At 40.5% G+C, this 18,337-nt stretch carries 12 protein-coding genes, 3 tRNA genes, 3 rRNA genes and 2 pseudogenes; 10 read left to right on the top strand and 10 right to left on the bottom strand.

Features of this window, described 5'->3' with window-relative positions; all coding sequences use genetic code 11:
- Positions 1-9: 9 nt before the first annotated feature.
- Together AYJ55_RS00510 and AYJ55_RS00505 are read right to left on the bottom strand one after the other, a co-directional pair.
- Positions 10-228, bottom strand: a complete 219-nt coding sequence (locus AYJ55_RS00510; protein ID WP_063653517.1) for a YheU family protein — start codon at positions 226-228, stop codon at positions 10-12.
- Between the two features lie 3 nt (positions 229-231).
- Entirely contained in the window at positions 232-1,206 is a 975-nt protein-coding gene (locus AYJ55_RS00505) for a hydrolase (protein WP_063653515.1), read from the bottom strand.
- 100 nt (positions 1,207-1,306) lie between these two features.
- Here AYJ55_RS00505 and AYJ55_RS00500 point away from each other — a divergent pair, with 100 nt between their 5' ends.
- Positions 1,307-1,909: a LysE family translocator gene (locus tag AYJ55_RS00500; protein ID WP_063653513.1), complete on the top strand. Its 603-nt coding sequence runs from the start codon at positions 1,307-1,309 to the stop codon at positions 1,907-1,909.
- Here AYJ55_RS00500 and murP read toward each other — a convergent pair.
- The 5 genes from murP to asnC all read right to left on the bottom strand — a co-directional run bounded on the left by murP (position 1,906) and on the right by asnC (position 6,418).
- The gene (murP, locus tag AYJ55_RS00495) at positions 1,906-3,369 is read right to left on the bottom strand and encodes a PTS N-acetylmuramic acid transporter subunit IIBC (RefSeq protein WP_063653511.1); all 1,464 of its coding nucleotides are present in this window, start codon (positions 3,367-3,369) and stop codon (positions 1,906-1,908) included. The two genes, AYJ55_RS00500 and murP, sit on opposite strands and share 4 nt — an antisense overlap.
- Before the next feature lie 21 nt (positions 3,370-3,390).
- The gene (gene murQ / locus AYJ55_RS00490; RefSeq protein ID WP_063653508.1) at positions 3,391-4,305 is read right to left on the bottom strand and encodes an N-acetylmuramic acid 6-phosphate etherase; all 915 of its coding nucleotides are present in this window, start codon (positions 4,303-4,305) and stop codon (positions 3,391-3,393) included.
- 328 nt (positions 4,306-4,633) lie between these two features.
- Entirely contained in the window at positions 4,634-4,813 is a 180-nt protein-coding gene (locus tag AYJ55_RS35300) for a transposase (protein WP_222703375.1), read from the bottom strand.
- Between the two features lie 601 nt (positions 4,814-5,414).
- Positions 5,415-5,870: an FMN-binding protein MioC gene (mioC, locus tag AYJ55_RS00485; RefSeq protein ID WP_063653505.1), complete on the bottom strand. Its 456-nt coding sequence runs from the start codon at positions 5,868-5,870 to the stop codon at positions 5,415-5,417.
- A gap of 86 nt (positions 5,871-5,956) precedes the next feature.
- A complete protein-coding gene (gene asnC, locus AYJ55_RS00480; RefSeq protein ID WP_063653503.1) occupies positions 5,957-6,418 on the bottom strand; it encodes a transcriptional regulator AsnC in 462 nt (153 codons plus the stop codon).
- Between the two features lie 164 nt (positions 6,419-6,582).
- Between asnC and asnA the strand changes: the two genes are divergently transcribed.
- The 3 genes from asnA to AYJ55_RS00465 all read left to right on the top strand — a co-directional run bounded on the left by asnA (position 6,583) and on the right by AYJ55_RS00465 (position 9,143).
- The gene (gene asnA / locus AYJ55_RS00475; RefSeq protein ID WP_063653501.1) at positions 6,583-7,575 is read left to right on the top strand and encodes an aspartate--ammonia ligase; all 993 of its coding nucleotides are present in this window, start codon (positions 6,583-6,585) and stop codon (positions 7,573-7,575) included.
- A 745-nt stretch (positions 7,576-8,320) separates the two neighbouring features.
- Positions 8,321-8,686, top strand: coding sequence for an IS630 transposase-related protein (locus AYJ55_RS00470; protein WP_063653415.1), 366 nt, complete (start codon positions 8,321-8,323; stop codon positions 8,684-8,686).
- Positions 8,610-9,143 (top strand): IS630 family transposase, encoded by a 534-nt coding sequence (locus tag AYJ55_RS00465; protein ID WP_162505291.1) that lies wholly within the window; start codon positions 8,610-8,612, stop codon positions 9,141-9,143. The genes AYJ55_RS00470 and AYJ55_RS00465 overlap by 77 nt, the downstream gene beginning before the upstream one ends.
- 105 nt (positions 9,144-9,248) lie before the next feature.
- On the opposite strand, the pseudogene AYJ55_RS24360 reads toward AYJ55_RS00465, so the two are convergent.
- The 3 genes and pseudogenes from AYJ55_RS24360 to AYJ55_RS00450 form a co-directional block, all read right to left on the bottom strand.
- Positions 9,249-9,662, bottom strand: a pseudogene (locus AYJ55_RS24360) (transposase); the annotation flags it as partial.
- Positions 9,663-9,986: 324 nt separating this feature from the next.
- Positions 9,987-10,636 (bottom strand): annotated as a pseudogene (locus tag AYJ55_RS35295) (IS91 family transposase); the annotation flags it as partial.
- A gap of 223 nt (positions 10,637-10,859) precedes the next feature.
- Positions 10,860-12,251 carry a DHA2 family efflux MFS transporter permease subunit gene (locus AYJ55_RS00450; protein WP_063653495.1) on the bottom strand — a complete coding sequence of 464 codons (1,392 nt, stop codon included), beginning with the start codon at positions 12,249-12,251 and terminating at the stop codon, positions 10,860-10,862.
- A gap of 638 nt (positions 12,252-12,889) precedes the next feature.
- Here AYJ55_RS00450 and AYJ55_RS00445 point away from each other — a divergent pair.
- The 6 genes from AYJ55_RS00445 to AYJ55_RS00420 all read left to right on the top strand — a co-directional run bounded on the left by AYJ55_RS00445 (position 12,890) and on the right by AYJ55_RS00420 (position 18,310).
- A 16S ribosomal RNA gene (locus AYJ55_RS00445) occupies positions 12,890-14,431 on the top strand.
- Positions 14,432-14,499: 68 nt separating this feature from the next.
- Positions 14,500-14,576 (top strand) — tRNA-Ile (locus tag AYJ55_RS00440).
- 67 nt (positions 14,577-14,643) lie between these two features.
- Positions 14,644-14,719: transfer RNA gene (locus tag AYJ55_RS00435), tRNA-Ala, on the top strand.
- 304 nt (positions 14,720-15,023) lie between these two features.
- Positions 15,024-17,916 (top strand): 23S ribosomal RNA (locus AYJ55_RS00430).
- Between the two features lie 155 nt (positions 17,917-18,071).
- Positions 18,072-18,187 (top strand): 5S ribosomal RNA (rrf, locus tag AYJ55_RS00425).
- Together the 16S, 23S and 5S rRNA genes with 3 tRNA genes alongside form the textbook arrangement of a ribosomal RNA operon.
- A gap of 47 nt (positions 18,188-18,234) precedes the next feature.
- Positions 18,235-18,310 (top strand) — tRNA-Asp (locus AYJ55_RS00420).
- Positions 18,311-18,337 lie beyond the last annotated feature (27 nt).

The following is an 18,337-nucleotide window of genomic DNA, read 5'->3' as shown; positions in this document are numbered from 1 at the left end:
TACAGTTATTTAAAAATGTAATTGTGTTTTTGGCAAAATATTTATCGTTTCATGTAATTCAGACCAGACAAGCACAACACTTCCTAATCGTAATTGTTGCTTAATATCCTCAACTTTTTCTTCCAGCGTTTTCTCATCTTTACCATAATCCGTTCCTTCCCGTAACACAAAGCTTTCAATCAAATTATTTAAAGTATCTGCTGCTAGCTGTTGCCATGGAATGATCATAAATTACGGCTCCAGATGTGGGGTTAACCAATCAGGTATGCGTTGCTCAAGCCACATTTTAGGCTGTTTTAATGTGCCACTAACAAACCCAACGTGACCACCATGCTCTGTCATTTGATACTCAATATTAGCGGGTAATTGGTTGATATCCGGTACAACTTCAGGCGTCATAAAAGGATCATCTTTTGCATGAATAATTAGTGTTGGCACACGGATATTCGGTAACCGAGGCAGAGCACTACATTGATGATAATAATCCGCTGCATCTTTAAAACCGTGTATTTTTGCCGTGATGACATTATCAAAATCACGTAGCCGTTTTAGCTTTTTTAGTTGTAGCAAATTAAGCGGTAATGAACCAGGGTAGCGAATGAGTTTGCGTGTTGCATTACGTTTAAGGCCGTTTAGTAAATAACGTTCATAGAATTGTGAAATCCCTTTTTCTAAACGAATTGAACAAGGTTCTAACATAAAAGGGGCGGAAACAATGACTGCTGCATTAACATCAGCATATTGTCCGGTTTCTGCTAAATAGCAAGCTAACATATTACCACCAAGTGAGTAGCCAACCGCGGCAATTGGTACTTGACCGTAAATCGTTTTCTGCCATTTAAGGAAGTAGCGGGCATCGGTAATTTCACCGGAATGATAAATGCGTTTTTGTCGATTCGGTTCTCCACTACAGCCACGAAAATGCATAATTATACCAAGCCATCCTCGTCTTTTAGTCGCTTCTAACATGCCATGAGCATATGGGCTTCTAAAACTGCCTTCTAAGCCATGAAAAATGACCAGTCGAGGTTTATGCTTCGCAGATTGAGGATCTTCACTCCAAGCGAGATCAATAAAATCGCCATCAGGTAATTCGAGGCGTTGCCATAACGGTTTGATTTGCGGCTTTTTCCTCACAATACGCGGTAGTAGTGTTTGTAAATGAGGATTTTTAGCCCAATTTATTGGTTGAAAATTTTTACTCATAATTGTAAATCTAAATAATTAATTCTACATATATTCTGATAGTATATTGTTATTTTTAATATGAAAAAAAGATTAATAGTAGTTAATCAAAGGATCTTAAATGAGTTATGGGCTGATTTTTGCGTTATTTACTTTTTTATTCATTGTGGCGATTACTCCTGGGCCAAATAATTTATTATTTACGTCATCAGGTGCTCAGTATGGTTTGCGGCGTTCAATACCTTTAATGTTCGGCGTAATATTAGGTATCCAGAGTATTCTATTTATTTCTGCTGGTGGCCTTGCTGTTCTTTTACTGCTTTCGCCGGTGCTACAAATTATAATGAAAATCGTTGGGAGTTTATATTTATTATGGCTTGCTTGGAAACTCGCTACATCCCACCATATGCAACTTAATACAGAGTCCAAAGTTGCTAAATCAATTAAATGGTATCAAGTGAGTTTATTACAATTCCTGAATCCCAAAGCATGGATGATGGGGTTAGGTGCGGTTAGTAGTTATAGTATTGCTGATAACTACGCTAACTCGATTTTGATCATAAGTTTTGTTATGTTGATTGTCAATTTAATCGGTGGTTTTGTCTGGGTTGGCTTTGGTTCTTTAATCGGCATCCTGCTTCATGGGCGTAATGCTTGGTTTATTTTTAATATTACAATGAGTATTTTTACACTCGCTTGTATCCCTTTTATTTGGTTGCATTAACTTAAATCGACATTTTTACTAGCGAACAAATAGGTAAAAATAAAACCGAATAAATAGGAAATCAGTAAGCCAACAATATAGATAAGTATACCGCTAAAAATCCCGGTTGTAGATGTCATCAGTGGAATAGCAATTAATCCGGATGGGCCGAAAACCGAGTTGAGGCCAATTGGTTGACCCAACCAGGCAACTAATCCGATAAAAAAACCACCAGCGGCTCCGCCAAGACAAGCGGTTATAAAAGGTTTAATGCGTGGCAAAGTTACCCCATAGATTAAAGGTTCAGCAATACCTAATAAACCAGGGATAATTGCCCCCTGTATCTGATTACGTAAACCAGAATTCTTGGCTGCTTTGATATAGAGCGCTAATGTTGCACCAATTTGACCACCACCTGCCATAGCCAGGATCGGGAAAAGAGGATTAAACCCTTGTGTCTCCATTAAAGCGAAATAAACCGGAATAAAACCTTGATGTACACCAAAAACAACAGCGATCAAAAATAGACCAGCTAATATAGCGGTACCAAATGGATTGTCATTTAAGTGAATAAATAGCCAAGACATACCAATAAATAAATAGCTACCAATTGGCATAATAATCGTGTAAGTAATGGCGCCAACAATCAGCAATGTGATTGCGGAAGTCAGTATCATATCTAAATTGGCGGGAATAATTTTTCTGATTTGTCGTTCAATCCAGGCACCACAAATACAAGCAAGTAGAATACTAATAATATTACCTTGAGGATCAATGGGGTAATTGAAAAAGGTACTCATATTGGAGAAGAAGCCTGTTGTGGCGTGCGGATCGTAGCCCAGAATAAAAAGTGACGCAATAATGGCACCATTAATCCCTGAACCGCCAAAAACTTTTTGCGTATTGTAACCAATCAAGATCCCTAGAAAAGCATAAAGGCCTTTGCTAAAGACAGACATATAAAGTATTAAATGAACAAGAAAAGTCTGTTGTGTTGCCTCACTTGGCAGACCGGCTGGATAGTATATTTGTTTGACTAATGTTGCAAAGCCAAGTAATAAACCAACGGCAATAAAACCCGGTATGAGCGGGGTAAAGATAGTGGCAAAAGTGGATAAAAATTTATGAATGCTACTGGTTTGTTTAGTTTTTAATTGTTTTTTGTTGTCGGCGGCAATTTCTTGCAAATCATTATTAGTGGGTAGTGTTGTTTCTGTCTCAGAGCTGTCTACTAATAATTGTTTCATCATGTCGCTAGCAGTTTGAGCATTACCTGGACCTAATACAATTTGTAGTTGTTTATCACTGTCAATAATTCCTAACACACAGGGAATTTGTTTGAGGCGATTTTTGTCAACCAATTGTATGTCATGCAACGTTATGCGTAAACGTGTCATACAGTTGCCGTGCTGAATAATATTTTTAGCGCCTCCAATAGCCACCAGTATCTGACTTAGCATTTCATTAGTTATTTTTGCCATGGTATTTTTCCTGTAAAACGATTATTGATAGTCAGTTTGCTGTTTTAAGGCAGCTCGAATAAAACCATTATTGTCAGCTAGTGTTTGTTTAGCTTGTTGGGCATTAAAGCCGGTAAGGATCATAACGATAGCGGTTTTACAATGGTTATTACATGCAATAAGGGCTTGTTCTGCTGTTGTTCGATCACACTCTGTCGCAGCCATGACAATATGTTTTTGACGCTCAATAAGTTTAGCATTGATTGCTTCTACATCTACCATCAGGTTACCGTATACTTTTCCAATCCGTATCATAGCACCTGTAGTGATCATATTTAGGACTAATTTTTGTGCTGTGCCGGCTTTCATTCGTGAGGAGCCAGTGATTACTTCAGGACCGACAATCGGTATTATTGCGATATCTGCTATATTGACCATTTCACTGTTGGGATTACAACTAATGCAGGCAACGGTTGCGCCTGTCGTTTTAGCATAGTTCATCGCGCCCACTACATAAGGTGTGCGGCCACTTGCGGCAATACCAACTAAAACATCCTTTTGATTGAAATTAAAAGCTTTAAGATCATCAGCCCCAAACTGCGGATTATCCTCAGCGTTTTCTAGCGCTTGAATAATTGCTTGGTGTCCACCAGCAATTAGGCCGATTACCATGTCACGAGGGCTGCCATATGTTGGTGGACACTCACTTGCATCTAAAATGCCTAAACGGCCTGAAGTGCCAGCACCACTGTAAAACAATCTACCATTATGTTGAAAAGCATAGGCAACTTTGTCAATAACAAGCGCAATTTCAGTTAGTGTCTGCTCAACAGCAATCGGAACTTTTTTATCTTCCTGGTTAATGATTTTCAACATTTCTAAGGTTGATAATGTATCTATATTGTTACTAGCTGGGTTACGGCTTTCTGTTACCATTTTATTAAGATCTAATGTCATTGAATGTTTCCTATATTCATTTTGGGGAGATATTAAGGAATTATTTATTCTTTATATGTGTCATTGATCACAAAGCGATCTGTTCTTATTTCATGGTGATAAGGGAAGAATGAAAATAATATATATGTTAGCTAATTTATTGTTTAACTAAACTTGCGGAATTCTCCTTCCTGAATGTTAATTGCGAGTGAAACGAGTTTTTAGCATTAGGTGGGAGATGGATAGCAAACAGCTCGAAGAGCTGTCATTTTTCTGGCCTTTCTTGTTTTTCAATATATGATTTGAGTACTTCAAGTGGTGCCCCACCTGCTGTAATCAGGCAGTAAGCTCAAGTCCAAAGTACGGGTTTCCAATAAAAACGATTGATATGTTCAGAATATTCTTTTCGTAACAATCTACTAGTGACCGTTTTTAGGTTATTCACAAAACGACTTGGCATGATATTAGGATGCATATCTAGTAATAAGTGAACATGATCAGCTTCTCCGCCAAATTGCTCTAACGATATAACGCTAAATCACGAGTTTCGCACCAATAAAAAAACGCTCTATTTTTAAGTTTAATTCAGCATAATATATGAATAGACAAAATCTTATAAATTAAAAGCAACTTATTGTAATTTAAAGAAATTTATACGTTTTAGTAACTTGCAAATTAACCATTGCTTTTAAGCCATTTTTGGAATTTTATAGCCTGTGCGAAACTCGTGTATCTGATGAAAATTCGACCTGCAACAGTTCCAATAAACCGATTTTTTCTCCTTTTAGCAATAATGGATGGCTTTTACTCCTCACCTTGAGTGAAACTCAATTTCCTAACCATCAAGTTATATGATCCTTGCCTAGTATAAATAAGATCTTTTTATTTAAGATCTATTTATTAGATCTTTTATTAAGATTGCGATCTTCTGTGGATAAATGTAAATTTCATAAGAAGATCATTATTTTGTTTATGATCTTTAGCTGTGAATGATAAGTGATCGTACTCCGTATAAGCTGGGATTAACATAGCTAGTTATCCACAACCAAGTCTGGCATTCAAGCTTATTCTATGGATAACTATGGGTTATTCCCTGCTTTTTCGCAAAGTTATTCACATTTATTTGGCTTTTATTTATCCAAATCGATAATTTTATCTTTCCACTTTTCGATCCAAATTTCTGCAAGATCTTCTGGCACTTCATGTTCTAAAATATCAATCTCCAATGTTTCTCCAACACGTTTTGCATTATGATCCTTTAGCAGTTGATCTAATTTATGGATTGCACCACAAAAAGTATCATATTTTTTGCTACCTATCCCAATTGCACCATAATTAATCTGGCTAAGATCAGGTTTTTTTTCGCTGATCTCTTTTGCTAGAGGTTGTATATTTTCAGGCAAATCACCTGCTCCATGGGTAGAGCATACAATTAACCAAATACCTTTTGTTGGTAGCTCTTTTAACGATGGACCGTATGTAACTTCAGTGTCAAAGCCATATTTCTCCAATATTTCAGCGATATACTCAGCAACATATTCAGCGCTGCCCATAGTGCTACCTGTAATCAATGTTACTTTTGTCATTATGAACCCCATTATTTAAAACAATGCCTATTGTATGCTATGAATAAGTTGGGATCTACCTGTGGATAATATGGTTATTCTATTTTTTATGGATTGATAGTACGCATTATTGGATTTTGTAAAGAGATCAAGGTTTCAGTAGATTGGATCTCATTAATTGTCTGTATCTTATTAATAAGTACGTCTTGTAACGCATCAATGGATCGGCACATTACCTTGGTAAATATACTATATTGTCCAGTTGTGTAGTAGACTTCGACTACCTCGTCTAATTTATCAAGTTTTTTCAGCGCAGTATGGTAGTCTTTCGCGCTTTTTAAAATAATGCCAATAAAGCAACAGACATCAAAACCTAGTTGCTTCACATTAATATCTACACGTGTTCCTACAATAATCCCAACTTGTTTCATTTTTTCGACTCGGACATGTATCGTACCAGGACTTACGGAAAATTTTTTAGCTATTTCAGCGTAGGGGATCCGTGCATTTCTCAGTAGTTCATTAAGTATGTCACGATCCAGATTATCGATTTGATAATTTTCAACCATTTTAAAACACCATTTTTAACGATTATTTATTTTTAAAGGCTTTATTTTGAATATTATAAATCATAATGACTTTTTTTTATTAACTATATTGAATTCATGACCCATTTTATTGCTTAATCTATATAACAAAGCAAATAATGCTACAGATTATGGGGTAAATAAAAATGGAAAAGTCATTCATCGAAAAACAACAACAAATTAGTTTTGTTAAATCTTATTTTTCGAGTTTATTAGAAAAAGAGTTAGCTTTAATTGAAGTTCAAGCACCTATCTTAAGTCGTCTCGGTGATGGGATTCAAGATAACCTGTCAGGTCATGAAAAAGCAGTACAAGTCAAAGTAAAGTCGATGCCAGATTCTGTTTTTGAAGTTGTACATTCATTGGCTAAATGGAAACGTAAAACGTTAGGTCGTTTTGATTTTAAACCCGGACAAGGGCTTTATACCCATATGAAAGCATTGCGTCCTGATGAAGATCGTATGACACCTATTCATTCTGTATTTGTAGATCAGTGGGATTGGGAAAAAGTAATGCTTAAGGATGAGCGCTCTCTTGATTATTTAAAACAGACGGTCATTAAAATTTATCAAGCAGTAAAAGAAACAGAAAAAGCGGTTAGTACAGAATTTGGTTTAGCACCATTTTTGCCTGAGCAAATTCATTTTGTTCATAGTGAAGAATTATTACAACGCTACCCTGATCTTGATGCTAAAGGAAGAGAACGTGAAATAGCTAAAGAATTAGGTGCAGTTTTTCTTATTGGTATTGGAGGAAAACTATCGCATGGCCTTGCTCACGATGTACGTGCTCCTGATTATGATGATTGGACAACACCTAACAGTGAGGGTTATGCCGGTTTAAATGGTGATATTATTGTTTGGAACCCTATATTGCAGGATGCATTTGAAATTTCTTCTATGGGTATCCGTGTTGATACAGAAGCGCTTACAAACCAATTAGCAATCACCGGTGATGAAGATAGAATGTCTTTTGAATGGCATCAAGCATTGGTAAAAGATCAAATGCCACAAACAATAGGTGGTGGGATTGGACAATCTCGTTTAGTGATGTTATTACTTCAGAAAAAGCATATTGGCCAAGTTCAATGTAGTGTATGGTTGCCGGAAAGCCATGCAGTTATTGCGGATATGTTGTAATTTGTTCCAATAGCGTAATAATCGACTTGCCTGGTATCAAAGTGCCAGATATAATCGAAAATATTTAGAATATAGTAGATCTGACAGTTACCGGTTATTTATACAGTATCTGTCAGGTTAAATTTGATTTAAATCTTTTTCTCGCCAAAAAGCATGTTGCTCAATAGTGAAATAAAGTTGCTTAAAATAAAAACAAGTTAGATACATCTAAAAAATACAAAAATAGTTTATTTTTTTAATCTTACATAGGTTATTTTTAATGCAAAAATTGATTATTTTATCATCAGCGGCTGGTTTTTTTGTAAGTCATAATTAATTTTGCTATTGAGCAACAGGCTTAAAGTTGTTTTCCCTCGTATAAAGTTGCCATAGGAATTCGACCGCAACACATTTTTCATTGATGTATAAGAAATTTATACCCGAAATGGTTACTCATTAACCTGCGCCATGATGAAATCCTTTATTATTTTCTTCTAAATTTTGCCAAAATTATGTTGAAGGCACGAGTAGTTTCGCACCAATAAAAAAACGCTCTATTTTTAAGTTTAATTCAGCATAATATATAAATAGACAAAATCTTATAAATTAAAAGCAACTTATTGTAATTTAAACAAATTTATACGTTTTAGTAACTTGCAAATTAACCATTACTTTTAAGCCATTTCTGGAATTTTATATGCCTGTGCGAAACTCGTGGAAGGTTGAGATATAGCTAGGCGACTTAATTTTGATTACAAGGTGTGTTATGAGTTATACAATTGATTTTCGACGTAAAGTAATATCTGTAAGGAAAGCCGAAGGTTTAACAATTCGAGAAACTGCGAAACAATTCCGTATTGGAAAAGCGTCTTTAGTACGTTGGCTTAAACGACCAGAGCCAAAAAATTCAACGCCACGTAAGAGGAAGCTCGATAAAAATGCTTTAGCAAAAGATGTGGAACAGTATCCAGATGCTTACCAAAAGGAACGGGCAGAGCGATTCGGTGTTTGTAAAAAGACTATTTGGCAATCCCTTAAAAAGCTGGGATTAACCTATAAAAAAAACTCTATTCCATCCAAAAACCAACGAAAGCGACAGGCTGGCACATCAGCAAAAAAGACAACAGTATGAAAAAAAAGATAAATCTGTTGTTTTTATTGATGAAAGTGGTTTTTCACATGACACTCCACGAACTCACGGCTATTCCCCAAAAGGTCACCGTTGTTTTGGCCTGAAAAACTGGGGTGCTAAGGGAAGAACAAATGTTATTGGCGCTTTATTGGGAACAACCCTTTTTGCTATCGGATTATTTGATTGCAATATTAACCGTGATGTTTTTTATGTTTGGATCACAAAAATATTGCTCCCAGAACTTCCTGAAAATTCTGTTATTTTTATGGACAACGCTAGCTTTCACAAAGGTAAGAATATTGAACAGGCAATTATAAACGCAGGACACCAGATAGAATATTTGCCTGTGTATTCACCAGATTTAAATCCTATAGAACATAAATGGTCTCAAGCTAAACGTAAAAAGATGGAAACAGGATGCACTATCGATGACCTGTTTTTAATACATATGCTGTAATCAAAATTAAGTCGCCTAGCTATAAGGAACGGAACAGATGGTTAAAAAACGATTAATTATTAATCAATTTTGAACAAAAGGATAGATCTACCCTGTCGTGAGTTTTTATCGCCACCGCAAACAAGCCAGATCATGGTGACGTGCCATAAGTTCTTTACGATTCAATCCAAAATTCATTCCTGCGAAAAGTAATTTTTTCCCACATAAGAGACAAGCAAGTGGATCGACTTTAAAGACGTGTTGATACATGTTCCGCCAGGTAACTTTTTTAGCGGGTTTTTTATCTTGCTGGGCTAAAGGATAAACAATCTCCGTTAACATTTTTCGCATCCGTGCTGATGGACTTAAAAAGCCGTAATAGCAGATCATGTGAAACCATTTTTCTGGCACATGAGACGCAAACCGGGTAATAAATTCATTGGATGTCATGACCAGGTCTTCCTGTTTTTTCGTGCGGTGGCTCTTATAGCGTAACGTGATGTTATCTTCGCCGGAATAATGTTTTAAGCGACTGCGCGAGACAGGGGGGTTTCTTTAGATAAAATCCGAGATAAAGGGTGACATGGGTAATATTGGAAAGAATATCAGAAAGATTAATACATGAGTTTCGCACAGGCATATAAAATTCCAGAAATGGCTTAAAAGCAATGGTTAATTTGCAAGTTACTAAAACGTATAAATTTGTTTAAATTACAATAAGTTGCTTTTAATTTATAAGATTTTGTCTATTTATATATTATGCTGAATTAAACTTAAAAATAGAGCGTTTTTTTATTGGTGCGAAACTCGTGTAATATTCTACCCGCGCTTGTAGTGAGTGTTAAGTAATTGATTCTATTATGCTTTACTTCTTCCTTCAGCTTTAAGCTCATCGGGAATGGTGAGCGTGTAATAATGTTTTCTCAATAATGCCGTTATCCGTTATCGCCACATTGTCATAATGTTTTCGCGATAAAAGCTGATATCCCGCCAGGTATTCTTTTTAGTCACCCCGCCGGCTGTGGTTGAAAAATGAATATGCGGATGCCATTTTTGGTCTCGTCCCCAGGTATGGATGGCAGTGAAAACGCCCGGAGTGATATTGAGGTCACGGTAGATGGTTAATATCACATCAGCGGCTAATCGATTCATTTCACCGAGAAGCCAACGGTTGGCGCGAATAATAGGCCAATATTCACAAGGCATGGTAAAAGTGATATGCTGCCAAGGAACTTCGGGTAACCAAGCTAGCGTATTGTTAATCCATTGTAGGCAAGCTTTGACGCCACAATGCGGGCAGCTTCGACTTTTGCAGGTAAATTTAACCCGTTCTCAGAATTACATTGAGGGTCAGGACAGCGCCAAATTGACCACCCCATAAGCGAAGTGCCGCAAGCCATAATCTTTACCATGGTTTCCATCACAACAGTGCGGACACTATCAGAAGGTTGGCGATTAAGCCAATTGAGTCAGCGTTGACCAAATTGAAAAACATGACTAAAACGCGGTGACATAAAAGGGACCAAAAGATTGAGACAAGAGGTATCGGGTTATACCAGTACTAACAAGCAATGACAAGTCGTCGCCATAGGCGACCATTTTGAGCTAATTGCATATACTCTTCTCCTGTATAAAAAAGAATTATTGCAAATTAATTTATTGAATTTTAGTTAATTCAACAAAGAAAATAAATATAATTTATTTTAGGTTTGTCCTATTTACATGAAATTTTTACTGTTAGGGATCTTTTTTATTAATTAAAATTTGGCCATCTTCTTGTTGCAGCAGAAGGAAAATAAGTGAAGATGACAGGGTAATTATGCCTATAGTAATAAATGTATAATGGAAATTATCAATATGATCACCATAAGGTAGCGATTCATAAAAGTGTAAAATTGCAGCGCTACTCGCAATACCAAAACTGATAGCAAGTTGTTGGGTTACAGCTAACATACTATTACCAGAACTGGCGTTGTTTTCTGTCAAATCCGCTAGAGTAATTGTATTAATAGCGGTGAATTGGGTCGACATTGTCGCTCCCAGTAAAAATAAAGGAATTATCAAAACATAAATTGGCATATTAGGTGATTGCAATGAAAATTGAGTAATAATTAAACCAATAATAAATGTTATGGTAAAAAGTGTTTTTTTATAGCCATATTGAGTTAATATTTTTGTTACAACAGATTTTGCCAATATTGAGCCTATAGCCATTGGAGCCATCATTAAACCAGCTGTAACCGCTGGTTGTCCAAATCCTACTTGCAACATCAACGGCATTAAAAACGGAATACAGCCTGTGCCTAGACGGGTTATAACATTACCGGCTATACCGATAGAAAAGGTTTTTGTGCTAAATAAACTTAATGGAATAATTGAATAAGCGATTTTTCTTGCGTGTAATACATAAATAAAGAGTAAAAAAATGCCGCCTAAAATCATAATTAATGGTGCATAATTGGTTAAATTTTTGTTATTAAAAAAATCTAAACTCACCGTCAACATTACAATTGCAGCACCAAAGAGGATAAATCCTATAGTATCAAAGGCTTGTTTAGGCATTTTAAAATCAGGCATATGTTTTAGTGCATATAAAATACCGAGTAAACCTATAGGGATATTAATAATAAATATCCAATGCCAACTGGTATAAGTTACTAAAAAACCACCAAGTAAAGGGCCTAATATAGGTCCAACTAATCCGGGAATAGTGACAAAATTTAAAATAGGTAGTAATTCACTGCGTGGGTAAGCTCTCAATAATGCAAGACGTGCAACAGGCATCATCATTGCACCGCCTATTCCTTGAATGATGCGAGAAAAAACTAAAAAAGCCAAAGATAATGACATTGCAGATAAGAAAGAGCCTAAAGAAAATAGACTAACTGCAAATATAAAAATTTTTCTTGTACCAAAACGATCAGCTAACCATCCACTAACAGGTATAAGCAGAGCAACAGTTAATGTATAACTTATGACAGCAGATTGCATGGCTAAAGGAGAATGATTAAGACTTTTAGCTATTTCAGGCAATGCAATATTTAAAATAGTTGCATCTAGGTTTTGCAGAAAAAAGGCAATGGCTGCTATGACTGGTAAGCCAAACATATTTTGTATTGTTTTTAACATTCAATAACCTAAAAAATAAGGTAAACCGAAATAAATCAGATTTTAAAATAGATTATCTTTTATTCATTTTAGAAAATTATAGCACTAACAGATATCTAATGAAACATTACTTACTATAACTTTGCGCGAGGCAATTGTTTCTAAATAATTCTAATGAATAAATTTAAAATTTAGATTTATAGCTCACTAAAACATAAAATAAGATATTTTTGTCGAAAAAAAGAGCAAACGACTAAATTTTACAAATTATTGCTTGCCAGCTGCGTAAAACTACCTATAATTCGCCCCCACTGAGTCAGTATAGAACGAATCAATTGAATTTTCTTGACGCAGGATAAAGAAAAGTAGAAATAACTACTTGACTTTACAAGTGAAAAGCGTAATATACGCCACCTCGCGGCCCAGGTCGCACGCTCTTTAACAATTAATCAGACAATCTGTGTGGGCACTCGCAAGACATCATCAAAAAATATTTGATTTTAAAGTCTTGAAGAGTGACAAAACAGTTAATTCATATATGAACTAATATGCAGTAACGTTATTTTGGTAGGCAACGGCGAAGGTGGTAAAACATCGGCAAAGCGAGTTGAACAAAAGCGCGTTACGGTCAGTAAAGCATTCTTTGAGCATCAAGCTTTTAATTGAAGAGTTTGATCATGGCTCAGATTGAACGCTGGCGGCAGGCCTAACACATGCAAGTCGAGCGGCAGCGGAAGGAAGCTTGCTTCCTTGCCGGCGAGCGGCGGACGGGTGAGTAAGGTATGGGGATCTGGCCGAAGGCGGGGGATAACCACTGGAAACGGTGGCTAATACCGCATAATCTCTAAGGAGCAAAGTGGGGGACCATTATGGCCTCACACCTTCGGATGAACCCATATGAGATTAGCTAGTAGGTGGGGTAAAGGCTCACCTAGGCGACGATCTCTAGCTGGTCTGAGAGGATGATCAGCCACACTGGGACTGAGACACGGCCCAGACTCCTACGGGAGGCAGCAGTGGGGAATATTGCACAATGGGCGCAAGCCTGATGCAGCCATGCCGCGTGTATGAAGAAGGCCTTCGGGTTGTAAAGTACTTTCAGTCGTGAGGAAGGTGTTAAGGTTAATAGCCTTAGCAATTGACGTTAGCGACAGAAGAAGCACCGGCTAACTCCGTGCCAGCAGCCGCGGTAATACGGAGGGTGCGAGCGTTAATCGAAATTACTGGGCGTAAAGGGCACGCAGGCGGTTAATTAAGTTGGATGTGAAATCCCCGGGCTTAACCTGGGAATGGCATTCAAGACTGGTTAGCTAGAGTCTTGTAGAGGGGGGTAGAATTCCATGTGTAGCGGTGAAATGCGTAGAGATGTGGAGGAATACCGGTGGCGAAGGCGGCTCCCTGGACAAAGACTGACGCTCATGTGCGAAAGCGTGGGGAGCAAACAGGATTAGATACCCTGGTAGTCCACGCTGTAAACGATGTCGATTTGGAGGTTGTGGTCTAGAACTGTGGCCTCCGGAGCTAACGCGTTAAATCGACCGCCTGGGGAGTACGGCCGCAAGGTTAAAACTCAAATGAATTGACGGGGGCCCGCACAAGCGGTGGAGCATGTGGTTTAATTCGATGCAACGCGAAGAACCTTACCTACTCTTGACATCCAGCGAAGCCTTTAGAGATAGAGGTGTGCCTTCGGGAGCGCTGAGACAGGTGCTGCATGGCTGTCGTCAGCTCGTGTTGTGAAATGTTGGGTTAAGTCCCGCAACGAGCGCAACCCTTATCCTTTGTTGCCAGCGATTCGGTCGGAACTCAAAGGAGACTGCCGGTGATAAACCGGAGGAAGGTGGGGATGACGTCAAGTCATCATGGCCCTTACGAGTAGGGCTACACACGTGCTACAATGGCGTATACAGAGAGAGGCGAGCCTGCGAGGGGAAGCGGAACTCAGAAAGTACGTCAAAGTCCGGATTGGAGTCTGCAACTCGACTCCATGAAGTCGGAATCGCTAGTAATCGCGGATCAGCATGTCGCGGTGAATACGTTCCCGGGCCTTGTACACACCGCCCGTCACACCATGGGAGTGGGTTGCAAAAGAAGTAGGTAGCTTAACCTTTTGGATGGCGCTTACCACTTTGTGATTCATGACTGGGGTGAAGTCGTAACAAGGTAACCGTAGGGGAACCTGCGGTTGGATCACCTCCTTACCTAGATATAGATGGAATGTGAGTGTTCACACAGATTGTCTGATGAAGATTGAGCAGAAGGTATCATTAGGCTTGTAGCTCAGGTGGTTAGAGCGCACCCCTGATAAGGGTGAGGTCGGTGGTTCAAGTCCACTCAGGCCTACCAACATTGCTGATGGATGTGGCTGAAAGGTAAGGTTAGCAGGAAGGTGTAATGATACGACAATCTTAATGGGGCTATAGCTCAGCTGGGAGAGCGCCTGCTTTGCACGCAGGAGGTCAGCGGTTCGATCCCGCTTAGCTCCACCATATTGCAAGATAAAATATAGATAAAAAGTTATTCAGAGCAGGCTGGCAACAGTATGCTGCGAATAATAATGCTCTTTAACAATCTGGAACAAGCTGAAAATTGAAACACACATTATTGAAAAATAGTGTGGAGAACTCTCAAAACTCCAATCAGTTGGGTTTTTGTTGTCATGATGAAAGCGTTATGAGCGAGCAGTCAGCCATTCGAGACGGCCAGCGCACAGCGAGCACTGCCCAATAAAGAATGGGTGGAGAGGTGCCCATAACCTAGCAAAAAGGCAGCGTAAGACACCTTCGGGTTGTGAGTTAAGCGAATTAAGCGTACACGGTGGATGCCTAGGCAGTCAGAGGCGATGAAGGACGTGCTAATCTGCGAAAAGCGTCGGTAAGCTGATATGAAGCGTACTAGCCGGCGATGTCCGAATGGGAAACCCAGTGCATTGATGCACTATCGTTTGATGAATCCATAGTCAAATGAGGCGAACCGGGGGGAACTGAAACATCTCAGTACCCCGAGGAAAAGAAATCAACCGAGATTCCCCAGTAGCGGCGATGCGAACGGGAGCAGCCCAGAGTCAACATCAAAATTTACCGCAGGAGAAGGGTCTGGAAAGGCCCGCAATAAAGGGTGATAGCCCCGTATCTGAAGCGGTAAGTGTTGTGAGCTCGAAGAGTAGGGCGGGACACGTGTTATCCTGTCTGAATATGGGGGACCATCCTCCAAGGCTAAATACTCCTGACTGACCGATAGTGAACCAGTACCGTGAGGGAAAGGCGAAAAGAACCCCGGTGAGGGGAGTGAAATAGAACCTGAAACCGTGTACGTACAAGCAGTAGGAGCATCCGAAAGGGTGTGACTGCGTACCTTTTGTATAATGGGTCAGCGACTTATATTCTGTAGCAAGGTTAACCGCATAGGGAGCCGTAGGAAACCGAGTCTTAACTGGGCGTTAAGTTGCAGGGTATAGACCGAAACCCGGTGATCTAGCCATGGCAGGTTGAAGGTTGGGTAACACTAACTGGAGGACCGAACCGACTAATGTTGAAAAATTAGCGGATGACTTGTGGCTGGGGTGAAAGGCCAATCAAACCGGGAGATAGCTGGTTCTCCCCGAAAGCTATTTAGGTAGCGCCTCGTGAATTCATCTTCGGGGGTAGAGCACTGTTTCGGCTAGGGGTCATCCCGACTTACCAACCCGATGCAAACTACGAATACCGAAGAATGTTATCACGGGAGACACACGGCGGGTGCTAACGTCCGTCGTGAAGAGGGAAACAACCCAGACCGCCAGCTAAGGTCCCAAAGTCATGGTTAAGTGGGAAACGAAGTGGGAAGGCTTAGACAGCCAGGATGTTGGCTTAGAAGCAGCCATCATTTAAAGAAAGCGTAATAGCTCACTGGTCGAGTCGGCCTGCGCGGAAGATGTAACGGGGCTAAACCATGCACCGAAGCTGCGGCAGCGACACTTAGGTGTTGTTGGGTAGGGGAGCGTTCTGTAAGCTGTAGAAGGTGGACTGAGAGGTCTGCTGGAGGTATCAGAAGTGCGAATGCTGACATAAGTAACGATAAAGCGGGTGAAAAACCCGCTCGCCGAAAGACCAAGGGTTCCTGTCCAACGTTAATCGGGGCAGGGTAAGTCGACCCCCTAAGGCGAGGCTGAAAAGCGTAGTCGATGGGAAACGGGTTAATATTCCCGTACTAAGGGTTACTGCGTAAGGGGGACGGAGAAGGCTAGGCTATCCGGGCGACGGTTGTCCCGGTTTAAGCGAGTAGGTGGGTAGTGCAGGCAAATCCGCACTGCTACAACACTGAGACGTGATGACGAGCCACTAAGGTGGTGAAGTAGTTGATGCCCAGCTTCCAGGAAAAGCCTCTAAGCGATAGGTAATCATTAATCGTACCCCAAACCGACACAGGTGGTTAGTAGAGAATACTCAGGCGCTTGAGAGAACTCGGGTGAAGGAACTAGGCAAAATGGTGCCGTAACTTCGGGAGAAGGCACGCTGGCATTAGGTGAAGGTCTTGCATCCGGAGCGGAAGCCAGTCGAAGATACCAGCTGCTGCAACTGTTTATTAAAAACACAGCACTGTGCAAACACGAAAGTGGACGTATACGGTGTGACGCCTGCCCGGTGCTGGAAGGTTAATTGATGGGGTAAGCCGTAAGGCGAAGCTCTTGATCGAAGCCCCAGTAAACGGCGGCCGTAACTATAACGGTCCTAAGGTAGCGAAATTCCTTGTCGGGTAAGTTCCGACCTGCACGAATGGCGTAATGATGGCCAGGCTGTCTCCACCCGAGACTCAGTGAAATTGAACTCGCTGTGAAGATGCAGTGTACCCGCGGCAAGACGAAAAGACCCCGTGAACCTTTACTATAGCTTGACACTGAACATTGAGCCTTGATGTGTAGGATAGGTGGGAGGCTTTGAAGTGTGGACGCCAGTCTGCATGGAGCCGACGTTGAAATACCACCCTTTAATGTTTGATGTTCTAACTTAGGCCCGTAACCCGGGCTGAGGACAGTGTCTGGTGGGTAGTTTGACTGGGGCGGTCTCCTCCCAAAGCGTAACGGAGGAGCACGAAGGTTGCTAATCACGGTCGGACATCGTGAGGTTAGTGCAAAGGCATAAGCCAGCTTGACTGCGAGCGTGACAGCGCGAGCAGGTACGAAAGTAGGTCTTAGTGATCCGGTGGTTCTGAATGGAAGGGCCATCGCTCAACGGATAAAAGGTACTCCGGGGATAACAGGCTGATACCGCCCAAGAGTTCATATCGACGGCGGTGTTTGGCACCTCGATGTCGGCTCATCACATCCTGGGGCTGAAGTAGGTCCCAAGGGTATGGCTGTTCGCCATTTAAAGTGGTACGCGAGCTGGGTTTAGAACGTCGTGAGACAGTTCGGTCCCTATCTGTCGTGGGCGAAGGAAGATTGAGGGGGGCTGCTCCTAGTACGAGAGGACCGGAGTGGACGCACCACTGGTGTACAGGTTGTCATGCCAATGGCATCGCCTGGTAGCTAAGTGTGGAAGAGATAACCGCTGAAAGCATCTAAGCGGGAAACTTGCCTCAAGATGAGTCTTCCCTGACAGTAATGTCCTATAAGGGGTGTTCGAGACGAGGACGTAGATAGGCTGGGTGTGTAAGCGTAGCGATACGTTGAGCTAACCAGTACTAATGACCCGAGAGGCTTAACCTAACAACACCGAAGGTGTTTTTGAGAGAGAGAATTTTAGCTTGTTCAGAGATTGAATCTGGTCGAATTTTGCTGATGGCAGAGACTTGGTCGCGTACTGAGGTAGGTGAGCAGGCTGAAAGGCAGCGAAATGAGACGGGATAAATAAAAAGAATTTGTCTGGCGGCAATAGCGCGGTGGTCCCACCTGACCCCATGTCGAACTCAGAAGTGAAATGCCGTAGCGCCGATGGTAGTGTGGGGTCTCCCCATGTGAGAGTAGGGAGCTGCCAGACTTTAATTTAATGCTAATGGGAAAGACCGTTAGTGAAATAAACCAGGTGGTGCGGTAGTTCAGTTGGTTAGAATACCGGCCTGTCACGCGGGGGTCGTAGGTTCGAACCCCGTCCGCACCTCCAATAATATCGAAAGTAAGCCCTGTGAAA

Source organism: Candidatus Arsenophonus triatominarum, from assembly GCF_001640365.1.
Lineage (GTDB): Bacteria > Pseudomonadota > Gammaproteobacteria > Enterobacterales > Enterobacteriaceae > Arsenophonus > Arsenophonus triatominarum.
Note: the sequence above shows the minus strand (reverse complement) of the source record. Positions and strands in the feature narration are given on the sequence as shown.

Bases quoted from the DNA above. Each gene is read 5' to 3' on its own strand.
- AYJ55_RS00510 (WP_063653517.1), bottom strand. From the start codon at position 228: ATGATCATTCCATGGCAACAGCTAGCAGCAGATACTTTAAATAATTTG.
- AYJ55_RS00505 (WP_063653515.1), bottom strand. From the start codon at position 1,206: ATGAGTAAAAATTTTCAACCAATAAATTGGGCTAAAAATCCTCATTTA.
- AYJ55_RS00500 (WP_063653513.1), top strand. From the start codon at position 1,307: ATGAGTTATGGGCTGATTTTTGCGTTATTTACTTTTTTATTCATTGTG.
- murP (WP_063653511.1), bottom strand. From the start codon at position 3,369: ATGGCAAAAATAACTAATGAAATGCTAAGTCAGATACTGGTGGCTATT.
- murQ (WP_063653508.1), bottom strand. From the start codon at position 4,305: ATGACATTAGATCTTAATAAAATGGTAACAGAAAGCCGTAACCCAGCT.
- mioC (WP_063653505.1), bottom strand. From the start codon at position 5,870: ATGACAAAAGTAACATTGATTACAGGTAGCACTATGGGCAGCGCTGAA.
- asnC (WP_063653503.1), bottom strand. From the start codon at position 6,418: ATGGTTGAAAATTATCAAATCGATAATCTGGATCGTGACATACTTAAT.
- asnA (WP_063653501.1), top strand. From the start codon at position 6,583: ATGGAAAAGTCATTCATCGAAAAACAACAACAAATTAGTTTTGTTAAA.
- AYJ55_RS00470 (WP_063653415.1), top strand. From the start codon at position 8,321: ATGAGTTATACAATTGATTTTCGACGTAAAGTAATATCTGTAAGGAAA.
- AYJ55_RS00450 (WP_063653495.1), bottom strand. From the start codon at position 12,251: ATGTTAAAAACAATACAAAATATGTTTGGCTTACCAGTCATAGCAGCC.